The 14,986-nt window shown below is 65.7% G+C and carries 12 protein-coding genes; 7 read left to right on the forward strand and 5 right to left on the reverse strand.

What is annotated here, in order from left to right; translation table 11 throughout:
• Positions 1-25: 25 nt before the first annotated feature.
• From cobN to HBA99_RS11045, 7 genes are all read left to right on the forward strand, one after another.
• A complete protein-coding gene (gene cobN, locus HBA99_RS11015; protein WP_070918029.1) occupies positions 26-3,643 on the forward strand; it encodes a cobaltochelatase subunit CobN in 3,618 nt (1,205 codons plus the stop codon).
• 9 nt (positions 3,644-3,652) lie between these two features.
• Positions 3,653-4,057, forward strand: a complete 405-nt coding sequence (locus tag HBA99_RS11020) for a PPOX class F420-dependent oxidoreductase (protein ID WP_070951054.1) — start codon at positions 3,653-3,655, stop codon at positions 4,055-4,057.
• Positions 4,058-4,067: 10 nt separating this feature from the next.
• Entirely contained in the window at positions 4,068-4,469 is a 402-nt protein-coding gene (locus HBA99_RS11025) for a PPOX class F420-dependent oxidoreductase (RefSeq protein WP_057967044.1), read from the forward strand.
• Between the two features lie 50 nt (positions 4,470-4,519).
• Complete coding sequence (locus HBA99_RS11030; RefSeq protein WP_070951053.1) at positions 4,520-5,032, forward strand: FxsA family protein; 513 nt, start codon at positions 4,520-4,522, stop codon at positions 5,030-5,032.
• A gap of 92 nt (positions 5,033-5,124) precedes the next feature.
• Entirely contained in the window at positions 5,125-6,660 is a 1,536-nt protein-coding gene (locus HBA99_RS11035) for an amidohydrolase (RefSeq protein WP_070924598.1), read from the forward strand.
• Positions 6,653-8,458 carry an apolipoprotein N-acyltransferase gene (gene lnt, locus HBA99_RS11040; protein ID WP_070951052.1) on the forward strand — a complete coding sequence of 602 codons (1,806 nt, stop codon included), beginning with the start codon at positions 6,653-6,655 and terminating at the stop codon, positions 8,456-8,458. Before HBA99_RS11035 ends, lnt begins: the two co-directional genes overlap by 8 nt.
• Before the next feature lie 5 nt (positions 8,459-8,463).
• Complete coding sequence (locus HBA99_RS11045; RefSeq protein WP_070949724.1) at positions 8,464-9,225, forward strand: polyprenol monophosphomannose synthase; 762 nt, start codon at positions 8,464-8,466, stop codon at positions 9,223-9,225.
• A gap of 12 nt (positions 9,226-9,237) precedes the next feature.
• On the opposite strand, the gene HBA99_RS11050 is transcribed toward HBA99_RS11045, so the two are convergent.
• From HBA99_RS11050 to HBA99_RS11070, 5 genes are all read right to left on the reverse strand, one after another.
• The gene (locus tag HBA99_RS11050) at positions 9,238-9,960 is read right to left on the reverse strand and encodes an SDR family NAD(P)-dependent oxidoreductase (protein WP_234798086.1); all 723 of its coding nucleotides are present in this window, start codon (positions 9,958-9,960) and stop codon (positions 9,238-9,240) included.
• A 51-nt stretch (positions 9,961-10,011) separates the two neighbouring features.
• Positions 10,012-10,347 (reverse strand): RNA polymerase-binding protein RbpA, encoded by a 336-nt coding sequence (locus tag HBA99_RS11055; protein WP_005061379.1) that lies wholly within the window; start codon positions 10,345-10,347, stop codon positions 10,012-10,014.
• A gap of 189 nt (positions 10,348-10,536) precedes the next feature.
• A complete protein-coding gene (locus HBA99_RS11060; protein WP_070951050.1) occupies positions 10,537-11,439 on the reverse strand; it encodes a class I SAM-dependent methyltransferase in 903 nt (300 codons plus the stop codon).
• A 67-nt stretch (positions 11,440-11,506) separates the two neighbouring features.
• Positions 11,507-14,530, reverse strand: a complete 3,024-nt coding sequence (locus HBA99_RS11065) for an MMPL/RND family transporter (protein ID WP_070949721.1) — start codon at positions 14,528-14,530, stop codon at positions 11,507-11,509.
• A complete protein-coding gene (locus HBA99_RS11070) occupies positions 14,527-14,925 on the reverse strand; it encodes an MmpS family transport accessory protein (RefSeq protein ID WP_052399513.1) in 399 nt (132 codons plus the stop codon). Before HBA99_RS11070 ends, HBA99_RS11065 begins: the two co-directional genes overlap by 4 nt.
• Between the last annotated feature and the right edge of the window lie 61 nt (positions 14,926-14,986).

Genomic DNA, 14,986 nt, shown 5'->3' on the forward strand with positions numbered 1-14,986 from the left:
CGTAGGACTACGGTACGAATGTCCTGTGAGCAATGCCCCGATCCTGATTCTGTCGACATCGGATACCGACCTGCTGAGCGCGCGCGCCAGCGGTGCGAACTATCGATGGGCCAACCCCTCTCGTATCCACGTCGACGACGTCCCGGGCCTGCTGGAGGGGATGGGGTTGGTGGTTGTCCGGCTTCTGGGCGGACGTCGCGGCTGGGAGGAGGGCATCGACGCCGTCATTGCCTCCGGAGTGCCGGCCGTGGTGGTCTCCGGTGAACAGGCTCCCGATGCCGAACTCATGGAATGCTCGACCGTTCCGGGCGGCGTCGCCCTGCAGGTGCACCGGTACCTGGCCGAGGGCGGGACGGCCAATCTGCAGCAGCTGCACGCCTTCTTGTCCGACACCGTCCTGATGACGGGTATCGGCTTCGAACCGCCGACGACAAACCCGGCCTGGGGAGTGCTGGAGCGTGCGACCGGGAGTGTCGATGGTCCCACCGTCGCGGTGCTGTACTACCGCGCTCAGCAGCTGGCCGGGAACACCGCATACATAGAGGCTCTCTGCACCGCCATTGAAAACCTCGGAGGGCGGGCGCTTCCGGTGTACTGCGCCTCGCTACGCACCGCGCCGGCGGAACTCCTGGAGACGCTCGCCGCCGCTGACGCGATGGTGGTCACCGTGCTGGCCGCGGGCGGTGCCACCCCGGCGGCTGTGGGAGCCGGAGGGGCTGACGACGAGTGGAATGTCGGCCATCTTGCCGCCCTTGATATCCCGATCCTGCAGGGGCTGTGCCTGACCAGCCCCCGAGATGATTGGGAGGCCAACGACGACGGCATGAGTCCGTTGGACGTCGCCACTCAGGTCGCGGTGCCCGAATTCGACGGGCGCATCATCACCGTGCCGTTCTCGTTCAAGGAGATCGACAGCGACGGCCTCATCACCTATGTTCCCGACCCGGAGCGCTGCGCCCGGGTGGCAGGTATCGCGCTGCGGCACGCGAAGCTTCGATCCATCCCCGCCGGTGAACGCCGGATTGCCGTCGTGTTCTCCGCATACCCCACCAAGCACGCCAGGATCGGGAACGCGGTGGGACTGGACACTCCGGCCAGTGCGGTGGCATTGCTGACCGCGATGCGGGAGGCCGGCTACGACGTGGGCGCCGACGGCGACATCCCCGGACTGCCCGCCACCGGTCGTCCCGCCACGGACGGGGACGGGGACACCCTGGTGCACGCGCTCATCGAGCGGGGTGGCCAAGATCCGGACTGGCTTACCGCAGACCAGCTGGCGGGCAACCCGATTCGTGTTCCGGCTCGCCAGTACCGGGAGTGGTTCTCCCGGCTGGCACCCGGTCTTGCCGAGCAGGTCGTCGAACACTGGGGACCGCCGCCGGGCGATCTGTTCGTGGACACCAGCGTCAACCCCGACGGCGATATCGTGATCGCCGCCTTGCAAGCCGGCAATACCCTGCTGCTGGTGCAGCCGCCTCGCGGGTTCGGCGAGAACCCGGTGGCCATCTATCACGATCCCGATCTGCCGCCGAGCCACCATTATCTGGCCGCGTATCGCTGGCTGTCGGCCCCGCGCGAGGAGGGTGGGTTTGGCGCCGACGCGCTGGTGCACCTGGGCAAGCACGGCAACCTGGAGTGGTTACCCGGGAAAACCGTTGGTCTGTCGGCAGATTGCGCTACCGACGCCGCGATCGGTGACCTGCCACTCATCTACCCGTTCCTGGTGAACGATCCGGGCGAGGGCACCCAGGCCAAGCGGCGCGCACACGCGACCCTGGTCGATCACCTGATCCCACCCATGGCGCGCGCCGAGACCTACGGGGATATCGCGCGTTTGGAGCAGCTTCTCGATGAGCACGCGAACATCTCGGCGCTGGATCCGGCCAAACTCCCGGCGATCCGCCAGCAGATCTGGACGCTGATGCGTGCAGCGAAGATGGACCACGACCTGGGACTCGAAGAGCGCCCTGACGAGGACGTCTTCGACGACATGCTGCTGCACGTCGACGGATGGCTCTGCGAGATCAAGGATGTGCAGATCCGTGACGGCCTGCACATCCTGGGCAGTGCGCCCACGGGTGCCGCTCAGGTTGATCTGGTGCTCTCGATCCTGCGCGCCCGGCAGATGTGGGCCGGCGAACAGTCGGTGCCGGGGTTGCGGCAGGCGCTCGGCCTGGCCGAGGACGGCACCGACGACCGTGCGCGGGTGGATGAGATTGATCAGCAAGCACATTCGCTGCTGGCCGCGTTGCAGGGCACAGGCTGGAACCCGGATGCGGTCGGTCAACTCACCGACGACCCTCAGGTCGCATCGATCCTGCGGTTCGCGGCGACGGAGGTGGTGCCACGGCTGGACGGCACCAACGGCGAAATCGACGCGGTGCTGCGCGCTCTTGATGGCCGATTCATCGAGGCCGGGCCCTCTGGCTCGCCGCTGCGCGGACTCGTCAACGTGTTGCCCACCGGACGCAACTTCTACTCGGTGGACCCCAAGGCGGTTCCGTCGAAGTTGGCTTGGGAGACCGGGCAGGCCATGGCGGACTCGCTCCTGCAGCGATACCGCACCGACTATGGCGACTGGCCGCGGTCCGTCGGGCTTTCGATCTGGGGTACCTCGGCGATGCGGACCTCTGGCGACGACATTGCCGAAGTCCTTGCCCTCCTGGGAGTTCGGCCGGTATGGGATGACGCCTCCCGGCGCGTGGTGAGCCTCGAGGCGATCTCCTTGTCGGAGCTCGGGCGCCCTCGCATCGACGTCACGGTGCGCATCTCCGGATTCTTCCGCGACGCCTTCCCGCACGTGGTGACCATGCTCGACGACGCCGTCGCCCTTGCGGCCGGACTCGACGAATCTGCCGAGGAGAACTATCTGAGGGCGCACGCCGAGGCTGATCGTGCCGAACACGGAGACTGGCGCCGCGCCACCATGCGCATCTTCGGCTCCAAGCCCGGCACCTACGGGGCGGGACTGCTTCAGCTGATCGATAGTCAAAACTGGCGCAACGACTCGGATTTGGAACAGGTCTACACAGCGTGGGGTGGATTCGCCTACGGCCGCGGACTGGACGGTGCGGCTGCCAGTGAGGATATGCGTCATCAGTATCGCCGGATCGCGGTGGCGGCCAAGAACACCGACACCCGTGAACACGATATTGCCGACTCGGACGACTATTTCCAGTATCACGGTGGCATGGTCGCCGCGGTGCGAGCGCTCACCGGCAAGGCGCCGGCGGCATACATCGGCGACAACACCCGGCCCGACGCGGTGCATACCCGCACGTTATCTGAAGAAACCACAAGGGTTTTCCGTGCGCGTGTGGTTAATCCGCGGTGGTTGGAGGCGATGCGCCGGCACGGTTACAAGGGTGCATTCGAGATGGCCGCCACCGTCGACTACCTGTTCGGATACGACGCCACCGCGAACGTGATGGCCGACTGGATGTACGAGCAGCTCACCAACAGCTATGTGCTCGACGAGCAGAATCGCAAGTTCATGCAGCAATCGAACCCGTGGGCTCTTCACGGGATTGCCGAGAGATTGTTGGAGGCAGCCAGCCGGGGTCTCTGGCAAGAACCCGATCAGCAAGTTTTGGATGATTTGCGTTCGGTGTTCCTGGAAACCGAGGGCGAGTTGGAGTCGTAGCATCGGAGCATGGCCCGGGATATCGGCTTGAACATCGGCACGGTGGCGGCGGGCCGCTACATCCTGTTGACCACATTCACCAAAGACGGTGTGCCCAAGCCAACTCCGATGGGCTTCGTGGCAGAGGGCGACGAGCTTCTGTTGACCACAAGTGCCAACACCTGGAAGGTCGGAAGGATCCGGCGCAACAGGAAGGTGCGGGTGGCCGTCTGTACTCGGCGCGGCCGGGTGATCAGCCCGTCCGCCGACGCCACCGCGGTGATCGTCGAGGATCCGGCGTCCGTGGCGCGTATTCGGTCGGCGGTGGTCAGCCGATACGGGCTGGCCAGCCGGATCGTGACCGCCTGGCTGGACCGGCGTAACGGCGCCAGGGTTGGGATTTCAGTGACGCTCGGCGCGCCGGAAGCGCCCTGAGGTTTCTAGACTGGTCGGCATGGGTGCGAACCTCCCGGTGCCGACATTCGACGAAGTCTGTGCTGCCAAGTATGTCCTGCTGACCACCTACACCAAGGACGGCCGGGCCAAACCTGCCGCGGTATGGGCGGCGCCCGAGGACGGTGAACTTCTCGTGTGGACCGAGACGACGTCCTGGAAGGTGCGCCGGATCCGAAACACCCCGCGGGTCTCGCTGGCCATCTGCGATGTGCGCGGCAAGGTCCGCAGCGGCGAGATCGAGGGCACCGCGCGCGTCCTGGATACCGAGGGCACGCAGCGAGCCCGCGCGGCCATCACGCGCAAGTACGGGCTGTTGGGCTGGGTGCTGGTCAAGGCGAGCATCGTGCGTCGCGGCAGCAGCGGCACCATCGGGTTGGCCATCACCGCCTGAACCGCGGCGTGAGTCGGGAACCCGGCGACGGGTCGGCTCGTTGACCGGATATGTGGCTTGGTCTGTTTCTGCTGTACGTGATCGTGGAGGTGTCCGCCCTGGTGGCGTTGACCTCGGCGGTGGGTATCGGCTGGACCATCATCGCCGTCCTTGCCGCCTTCGTGGCCGGTCTCATACTTGCCGGCTCTCAGGCTCGACGCGCCGTTGATCAGCTGCGACGTGGAGTCAGATCCCCGGGAGGGGCCGTCGCGGACGGCGCGCTCATCGCGCTGGGAACCATTGCGGTGGTGATTCCCGGACTGGTCTCCTCGGTCATCGGACTGCTGATGCTGCTGCCCCCGACCCGAGCGGTCCTGCGGCCGGTCTTGACCCTGGTCGCGGCCCGCCAGCTGAGTAGGCGTGCGCCCCTCATCACCGTCATACCCACCGGATACGGCGCCTTTCAGGGGGCTCAAACACGGGCGAGCACCGTCGATTACATCGACGGTGAGGTCATCGACGTGAGTGACGAGCAAGCCGGACCGTCTCGGCGATACCGTCCCGGCCACGACCTGCCTGCGTAGACACCGCCCGAACCCGGCAGAATTAGCGAGTGCAGACTCAACTGCTCGTCAATGCGCGCGTGCATAGCCCGTCGCATCCGGCGGCGACCGCGATGGCCGTGACCGGCGATGTCATCAGCTGGATCGGCGAGGACGACCTCGGTCGTGCCGAGTTCCCGAACGCCGACATCGTCGACCTCGAGGGTGCCTTCGTCGCGCCCGCGTTCGTCGACGCCCATGTTCATCTCACCGCCATCGGACTGTCCCTCATCGGGCTCGACTTGTCCGGGATGTCTTCGCGGGAGCAGTGCCTGGCCCGACTGACCGCGTACGCCGGCGAGCACTCCGATGAGGTGATCTGGGGGCATGGCTGGGACGAATCGCGATGGCCCGAGCGGCAGCCGCTGACCACTGTCGATCTCGACGAGGCCGCGCCTGGCCGGGCCGTCTACCTCAGCCGGATCGATGTGCATTCGGCTGCGGCGTCGACCGCGCTGCGGCAGCAGGTACCCGGGCTTGCCGGGGCCACGGGATTTCATCCCGAACATCCGGTGGCCGGTGCGGCTCATCACCTGTTACGGGCACATGCGCGCGGCGCGCTCTCCGTCAATGGGCGTGCGACAGCGCGGCGCGCGGCGCTGGACAGTGCGGCATCGCTGGGTCTGGTGTCGGTGCACGAGTGCGGCGGGCCGGAGATCAGTGGTTTGGACGATTTCCGCGAGCTGTTGGCCACCGAGCATGGCGTGCAGGTCACCGGATATTGGGGCGAGCCGGCGCGCGACGCCGAGCACGCGCGCGAGCTCATCGCGTTGACGGGGGCCGCCGGTCTGGCCGGAGACCTCTTCGTCGACGGTGCGTTGGGATCGCACACCGCCTGGCTGCAGGAGCCCTATCACGACGCACCACACACCTGCGGCACCATGCATCTGGATGCCGAAACCGTTGAGACGCACCTGGACTCGTGCACACGGGCCGGTATTACCGCGGGATTCCACGTGATCGGTGACGCTGCTGTCACTCAGGTGATCGACGCGCTGGACCGCGTCGCCACCCGGCACGGCATACCGGCTGTGGCTCGGTGCGGGCACCGCCTTGAGCACCTGGAAATGATCTCGGCGGCACAGGCGGAGCAGCTCGGTCGCCTTGGGGTGATCGCCAGTGTGCAACCGGCCTTTGACGCCCTCTGGGGCGGCCCCGATGGTATGTACGCGGAACGACTCGGCGTGGATCGAGGTACTCAGCTAAACCCGCTGGCGCTGTTAGCATCCCAAGGCGTGCCCCTCGCGTTCGGTTCTGACGCCCCTGTCACGCCCCTGGATCCGTGGATGACGGTGCGGGCGGCAGCCCATCATCGCACCCCAACCAGTTCCGTCTCGGTCCGCGCGGCGTTCGGCGCCGCCACCCGAGGTGGCTGGCGCGCCCAGGGAGTTCATGACGGTGCCACGGGCACGCTGATCCCGGGAGCACTTGCCAGCTATGCGATTTGGGAGACGGGGGAGTTGACCATCAACACCAGCCAACCGGGTGTACAGCGGTGGTCCACCGACCCACGCTCGCGTGTCCCCGCCCTGCCGGACTTATCGGACGCCGCCGCTGTGCTTCCCAAGTGTCTACGAACTGTGCACCGTGGCACGGTGATCCATGGCTGACGAAACTGTCGACGAGTCCGTTGAGGAGATTGTCGACCAGGACGTGACCGAGCTGGCCGAGGCCGCCGACGTTCCGGCCGACGAGGAGCCGGAGGCTCCGGCGAAAACCGGGCCTTCACGTGGCGCGGCCTTCGCGGCGGCGGTGCGTGCCCGCAGTATCGCGTTCGGCCGGGCCTGGCTGCGCGCGGCGCCCCGCCAGGGTGCGGCGGTGATCGGCGGTCTCCTGTTGTGCGCGAGCTTCCCGCCCTGGGGTTTCTGGTGGGCGGCCTTCCCGGCGCTGTCCATCCTGGGTTTGGTGCTGTGGTCGTCGAACACCAGGCTGCGTGGTGGGCTGGGGTACGGGCTGCTGTTCGGTCTCGCCTTCTACGTTCCGCTGCTGCCGTGGACGGGCCAGCTGGTGGGCGTCGTCCCGTGGCTGGCGCTGTCGTTGCTGTGCGCGACCTGGGTCGCCCTGTTCGGCGTGCTGGCCGTCGCCGTGCGTCGGCTGCCGGGCTGGCCGCTGTGGTTCGCTGCCGCGTGGTCTGCCGCCGAATGGGGTAAGGCAAGCGTTCCGTTTGGCGGATTCCCATGGGGTCGAGTCGCTTTCGGTCAGGGCGATGGTCCGATGCTGAGCCTGGCTCGGTACGGGGGCGCGCCATTGGTGTCCTTCACGGTGGCCCTGGGCGCGTTCGCGGTGACCGCGCTCGGCATTGAGATGTACCGCTGGTGGCGCAGCCCCTCGGTGGGACCAGGCGGTGCGCGTCCGGTGCCCTCGGTGCTGCTGCCCGGGGCGTGCGTCTGCCTCGTGCTCTTCGCCATGGCGGTGAGCTGGCAGCAGGTTCGACACGCCAGCCACGGCGCCACCGATGGCCGCAGTGTCACCGTCGCCGCGGTGCAGGGGAACGTGCCCCGGCTGGGGCTAGATTTCAACGCACAGCGGCGCGCCGTGCTCGACTATCACGTCAAGGAAACGCTCTTGCTGGCCGCGGACGTGAAGGCGGGCAAGGCCCCGGCGCCGCAGTTCGTGGTGTGGCCGGAGAACTCCTCGGACATCGATCCGATCCGCAACGCCGACGCAGCCGAGGCAATCACCGAGGCGGCGCAGGCCATCGGCGTTCCCATCCTGGTCGGCGGCGTGCTGCGGCATCCAGATTCCACCCCCGAACAGCCCAAATCGATCAATTCGGTGATCGTCTGGGATCCCGACAGCGGCCCCGGCGAGCGTCACGACAAGCAGATCGTGCAGCCATTCGGTGAGTATTTACCGTGGCGGACCTTCTTCGCGCACTTCTCCAAGTACGCGGACCGGGCCGGATACTTCGTCCCCGGAGACGGCAACGGCGTCGTCACGGCGGGCGGCGTGAAGATCGGCGTTGCCACCTGCTGGGAGGTTCTGTTCGATCGGGCGCTGCGGCAGTCCACCCTGAACGGTGCCGAGATACTCACCGTGCCGAGTAATAACGCCCTGTTCGGTACGGCGATGAGTGAACAGCAACTGGCCATCTCCAAGGTGCGGGCCGTCGAGCACGATCGGGAAGTCATCGTCGTCGGCACCACCGGGATCAGCGCGTTTATCTCTCCCGACGGCGTCGACGCGGGGCGCACCAAGTTCTTCGAACCGGCCTACATCGACATGCAGGTGCGGCTGCACAACGACGTGACACCGGCCACGCAATGGGGTCCGTGGGTGGAGTGGGCGCTGGCTCTGATCGCCGGACTTGCCGTCCTGGCCTCGGCTGGCCTGGCGATACTGCACAATGGAGGGCTGAAGAGGCCCAAATATGAGGTAGAACCGGCCTCACCGATTAAGGAGACCTGACCGGAGTGGATCCCGTGACCGAACGTCCGAGCGCCCGGACCCTGGTGATCATTCCGACGTACAACGAGCGGGAGAATCTCCCGCTGATCCTTAGTCGGTTGCACAAGGCGCAACCCGATGTGCACGTGCTGATCGTTGACGACGGTAGCCCGGACGGTACCGGCGAACTGGCCGACGAGGCGGCGCTCGCCGACCCCGACCGCGTACATGTCATGCACCGCAAGGAAAAGGGTGGCCTCGGTGCGGCCTACATCGCGGGCTTCGGCTGGGGCCTGGCGCGCCAGTACTCGGTGCTGGTGGAGATGGACGCCGACGGCAGCCACGCACCCGAACAGCTGTCCCGGCTGCTTGACGCCGTCGACGCCGGAGCCGATCTAGCGATCGGATCTCGCTACGTACCCGGCGGTACCGTCGTCAACTGGCCGTGGCGGCGCCTGGTGCTGTCCCGGAGTGCGAACGTGTATGCCCGGCTGGTGCTGGGTGTGAAGCCGCACGACATCACCGCGGGCTATCGCGCCTACCGGCGTGAGGTGCTCGAGAAGCTGGATCTGGCGGCGGTGGAATCGCACGGGTACTGCTTCCAGATCGACCTCACCCTGCGCACCATCGCGCACGGCTTCGAGGTTGCGGAGGTGCCGATCACCTTCACCGAACGCGCGATCGGCGAATCCAAGATGAGTGGGTCCATCATCAACGAAGCCCTGGTCAAGGTGACCAAATGGGGCGTCCAAAGCCGTCTGGACCGGGCCCGCGGCATCAATCGCTGAGGGAGTCAGTCCTCACGCATTGCGGGCCATCAGGCCGCCGTCGACGGGGATGACCGTGCCGGTCAGGTACGAGGCGGCCGGTAGGCACACGCTCAGCGTCATGTGGGCGACCTCTTCGGCGCGGCCGTAGCGACGCAGTGCGGTGCGCCTGCGCGCATAGGTGTCCTTGTCCTGAGCCGAGATCGCTGCGGTCATCGCGGTATCGATGGGACCCGGGCAGATGCAGTTCACGGTGATTCCCTCCCGGCCCAGGTCGACCGCCAAACTCCTGGTCAGGCCAGCCAGACCGGCTTTGGCCGCAGCGTACGGGCTGTCGTACGGCGTGGCGCCGAGGGCTTCCGTCGAGGCGATGTTCACTACGCGCGGGGCGGGGGAGTTGCGCAGAAACGGAAGTGCCGCACGGACGATCCGTTGGGGTGCGCTCAGGTGGACGGCAAGTGAGCGATCCCAGGTGCTGCCGTAGTCGGGGTCATCAAGTGATCTGAACGCCGCGAAACCCGCGTTGTTCACCACAATGTCCAGCCGGCCGAACCGATCGGCAACCGCCGCGACGACCTCGATGATCTGTGCCTCGTCGGTGACATCCAGTGCCCACGGCACGGCGGACTGACCGATCTCGGCGGCAACCGCCTGCGCATCCTCCAGCCGAAGATCGGTGACCGCGACAAACGCGCCGTCTTCGGCGAAAATCCGGGCCGTGGCCTTTCCCATGCCGCTGGCGGCACCGGTGATCAGCACGGCGGAACCCGAGACGGACCTGCCGGGCGCTCATCAGGGCGGGTGGTTCTAGCCCCGGCGACGGCCCTTGATCAGTTCCAGACGCTCTTTGAGCAGCTCGTCGAGCTCCTCAACGCTGCGGCGCTCCAGGAGCATGTCCCAGTGCGTGCGCGGGGGCTTGACCTTCTTGGGCTCGGGCACGTCGCCGTCGAGCAGGGTGCCCTCCAGGCCATTGCGGCATGCCCAGTTCGCCGGGATCTCGGCGTCGTGGGCGAAGGGAACGTCGAACTCTTCACCGTTCTCGGTGCGGTAGCGAGCCATGCGGCGAGGCGCCAGGTCGTGGTCACGATCGGTTTCGTAGCTGACGGCACCGAGTCGGCTGCCTCGTAGAACACGATCTGCCATGTGTACTTCTCCTCTTCACTGCGGGTCTCTGCACTCGGATCCCGCGCTCAAATTGCTGGTGGCTGTCTAACTCAACGCCGTACCCGGGGCATTAGTTCCCTGTTCATGCAGGTTGTGGCCCTCATTATAGCTGGTGAACGCCGTTGCGGCCGTCACCGCTCGCTTCGCGGATATGTGGCGAGCCCACCGTCAGGTGCGCTGCGCTGTGGTGATCGCCGCCCGGCCGTCGGCAGGTGATCGACTGGCGTATGCCGGTGCGTAATGCCGCAGCAATTCGAGCGTGGTCAGGTGCTGGCGGCACTGGAATCCGTGCGAGGCCAGCAGCGCGTCGGCGTCTGCCGCGGTGAGACCGGTGAGGTACGGCTCGCCGAACCGTGCCGCCGCTTCGGTCCATAGCCGGGCACGCACCGACTTGTTGTCTCCGCCCGTGACGACACTGGTGTCCAGGTAGTCGAAAACCAGCAGGCTTCCGGGCGCGCAGACCGTCGCGAGGTCGGCAAGTGTCGCGTCGAGCGCGTCTTGGGTGAGGTAGGCGGTCACGCCGAGCCAGACGAACAGGCTTGGCCGGGTGGGATCGAATCCGCTGGCGAGGAGCCTTTCGCGGAGTACGTCATGTTCGAAATCGCAAGGAACCCACACGATTTCATCGCTGCTGTCGGTTAGTTGGAGCCGTTCCATGACGGCTCGTTTGTCCGCCTGGGTAGTCGGTGCGTCGACCTCGAAGATCTTGATCGGGCCGTGCGCGACGCGGCGCAAGGTAGTGGTGTCGAACCCCGCGCCCAGGAGCACGAGTTGATCAACGCCATCATCGATGGCTTTCTTGAGGACGTCATCGGTATAGCGCACCCGCAATACCAAAAAGAAGTGACCTGCGGCGCCGAATACCGATTTGAGTACCCCGATAAATCCGCGGGCCACCAGCGGATGAATCAAACAGGCACGTAATAGCGGGCTACGGATGAAATAGCGTGAGTAGGGATCGTTGAGGAGACGCCGGCGGGGTGATTGCATCGTCTCGGCCGCGCGTTGCGCGGCGCAGGATTGCGCGGTAAAACTCGCCCGGCGATCAAGACGGCGACTATTCGCACTCATACCCGGTCTTCCAAATCTGGTGGACGACAATTACCAATTCTGCAATTTCTGTACACGGATTTCCTTTTTATGCCTGGCTCGCGCTGTGCCGCGGGCCGACCAATGCCGGATCCGTTTCCCGCAATGCGCGGCACGGCACACGCATGGGCCACCAGAACCAGCGGCCCAGAATGGTCGCGATGGAGGGGATGACGAGTGAACGGACGATGAGAGTGTCGAGCAGGAGTCCGACGCCGACGGTCGTGCCGATCTGTGCGAGTGTGCTGGAGTAGCCGGCGATCAGCGCGAACATCGTGAAACCGAAAATCAGGCCCGCTGTGGTGACCACGCTGCCGGTTCCCACCATGGAGCGGATGATGCCCGTCTTGATTCCGGCGCGGAGCTCTTCTTTGAATCGGGCGACGAGCAGCAGGTTGTAATCGGCGCCGACCGCGACAAGAAATATGAAGGAGCATGGCGCCACCGCCCAGTGCAGGGGCAGACCGACACCGTGTTGCCAGATGGCGACACTCAGACCCCACGCGGACAAGAACGACAGCCCCACCGTGCCCACGACGGCGATCGCGGCGACGAAGCTGCGCAGCAGCAGCAGGACCACGCAGAACACGAATGCGAAGGCCGCCACGGCGCTGGTGATGAAGTCCTCCCTGGCGAAGGCGGCGATGTTGAGCAGCGTGCCGCCGGCGCCGCCGATGCTCACCTGGCTCCCGCCGAGCGAGGTGCCCTTGAGTGCCGATTGCGCCGCGGGGATGATCTTCGCGCTGTAGTCCATGCTCTCTCTGCTGAACGAGTTCACATCGCCCATGACGAGCATTCGGGTGATCTTGCCGTCCGGTGAGAAGAAGACGGAGAGTGCGGACTGGAACAACGGGGATTCGAAGGCCTGACTCGGAAGGAAGAAGTACCCGCTCGGGTCTCCCTTCATATAGGTGTCGGCGATCTCACGCAGGAATTGGGTCACCTCGTTCATCTGTACGAGCAGCGAGTCCGCCATGCCGCGGATGGGGGTCAGCGTTCGTTGTGCGTCGCTGAGGAAACGGTCCAGCAGCTGAACTTGTGCCACCAGGTTCGGCAATGACTCCGAGGCCACGCGGGAGGCGTCCACGAGATCCTCGAACTTTCGCCCTCCGGCCTGATTGAGTCCGTCGAGAACGGCCAGGCCGGTGAGCGCGGTATTGCAGGGCAGCAGCTGCTTACAGTCCGGGACCATATCGACGAGCTGTCCCGCCGTGTCGATACCGGCGGCGAGCATGGGCTGCATCTCATTGTGGATGCCCTTCGCCATCTTCAACAGGTCGATGAGGCGCGCTCGGGTGGCCTGGCCCCCGCCGCCGGGCAGGTCGACGGCCCGTTGGGTGACTCGGAGGTCCTTGAGGACCACCTTGACACCGACGGAGAGCTGATCGATCTGGCCGGTGATTCTTGCGATGCCGTTGAGCTGTGTGCTGACCATCTCGGCGATTTGGGACATGCGCTCACCGATGTACCCGCCTTGATAGGTCAGGGTTCCTTGGGGCAGTGGCGATATGAGTGGGCGGGTAATGCCCTGGACCGCTTGCACGCCGTCCACGCTGTAGACGGCATTGGTCAGCTTGGCGAGCGCGATCAGGTCGGCGGAGTTACGCATGTCGTGATCGGATTCGACGAACAGCAGGTTGGGGTTCAGCATGTTGGGCGGCAGGTGCCGGTCTGCGGCGTCCAGGCCCAGGTTCGCCTCGGTATTGGCCGGCTGTGCCGCGCGTTCGTTGTAGCTGATGACATACGTCGGTAGGACGAGAATCGCGAGCGCGAGCACGGCGAGGCTGCCGGCGAGTACGGGGCCGGGCCAACGGACCACGTGCGTGGCGATGCGCCTCCAGCGTCGGATGGCCCGATCTCCGCGCGGCTCATACAGTCCGAGCCTGCATCCGATCGCCAGCAGCGCGGGGCCGAGGGTCAACGCCGCGGCAAGGGCGGTGAGGATGCCGATGGTGCAGGGCAGACCGGACGTGGAGAACGCCGCGAGTCGGGTGAGTGTCATACAGGCGGTCGCGCCGGCCACCGTCAGTCCGGAGGCAAAGATGATGCGTTGCACACTCGACAGGGCGGTGAAGTAGGCGGTGGTCGGGTCCTGGCCCGCCCGCCGTGCTTCTTGATACCTGCCGAGTAGGAAGATGCCATAGTCCGTTCCCGCGCCAAGGACGATGCCGGCCAACAGACTTGACGCAAATATGGAGATGCCGATGATCCCGCGTTCACCGAGCAGTGCGACGATCGGACGGGCCGTCACCAGAGCGACCGCCACGACCAGTAGCGGCATCGCCGCCGTGAACAGCGAACGGTAGGTCAACGACATGATGATGGTGATGCAGATGGCGCACGCGATGATGATCGGCAGGATCGAGCGGTTGATTGCGAGTAGTTCGTCATTCACGACCGCGGAAGGTCCGGTGACGTAGATCTTGACCCCGGCGGGGGGCGGGTAGGCCTTGACGATGTCGCGCACCGCTTGGGTGGATTCCATGGCCAGCGCCGTGCCCATGTTTCCGGCGAGGTTGAGGTAGCTGAAAGAGGCCTTCCGGTCCTGGCTTTCGAATGCCGGGGCGAATGACGGGTCGGACCACAGATCGATCGTCGTGACGACGTGCTTTTTGTCGGCCTTGAACTTCTCCATCAGATCGGCGTAGTAACCGTGCATCTCCGCGCCGAACGCCTTGTCTCCCTCCGCCAGCACGGCGACGAAGTTGTTGGTGCCGCCGTTTCCGAAGTACTTGCCCATGTTGGAGAGCGCCTGCACCGAAGAGGCTTCGTCGGGCAGGAAGGACAACGCGTGTCCCTCGATCACCTTCTCGAGTTGGGGCCCAGCGGCATTGAGGCCGCACGCGAGCAGCACCCACAGCACGACGATCGGGATGGACAGCCCGTACAGCAGCCGTGCGTACAGCGGTCTGTGCTGTCCGGTGTCGTGGCTGGCGTAGGTCTCTCGGCGGAACGGCACGGAGAACTCGTTGCGTAGTCGCTTCCCGAATGCCCGTGATCGATCGGAGAAACCGTTACCGTCGCCGGGCGCCGGTATGGGCCCCGTAACTGCTTCGCTCTCGTCTTTTTTCATGCGACTTGCACCTTGCAGCTTGCGATCCCGCCGCTGGCGGTTGCGACTTGTTCATCGCGGACCTTGCCGTTGACGGTGATCCGGCAGCCAACGCCAGAGCTGTTGGACTGCACGACCATGCTCGTCACCAGCGAAGGTTCCACGGTGCGCAGTGCCTCTTGCCATGGCAGGACGGTGTTGACGTTCTGGTTGTGGCCTTCGTCGTCGAGATAGGACACCGTCGCCGGGGTTCCGTCGGGCCCGACGGCCTCGTACTGGATCGTCCGTTCGGACAGCGTGCCCAACGTGGGGAGACGGCTCACCGTCCCCGCCGCCTCATCCGGGATCTCGCTTGAGCGCAGTTTGAGGATGAACAAGGCCGCGACGGTAAGCACCGCCAGCACAACGAGATACACCCAGGCGTTTCTCATGGAGCTACTTTCGGGGGGATCAACAAAGTCATCTGAAACACCCTTC

Origin of the sequence: Mycobacteroides chelonae (assembly GCF_016767715.1) — a bacterium.
Classification (GTDB): Bacteria; Actinomycetota; Actinomycetes; order Mycobacteriales; family Mycobacteriaceae; genus Mycobacterium; species Mycobacterium gwanakae.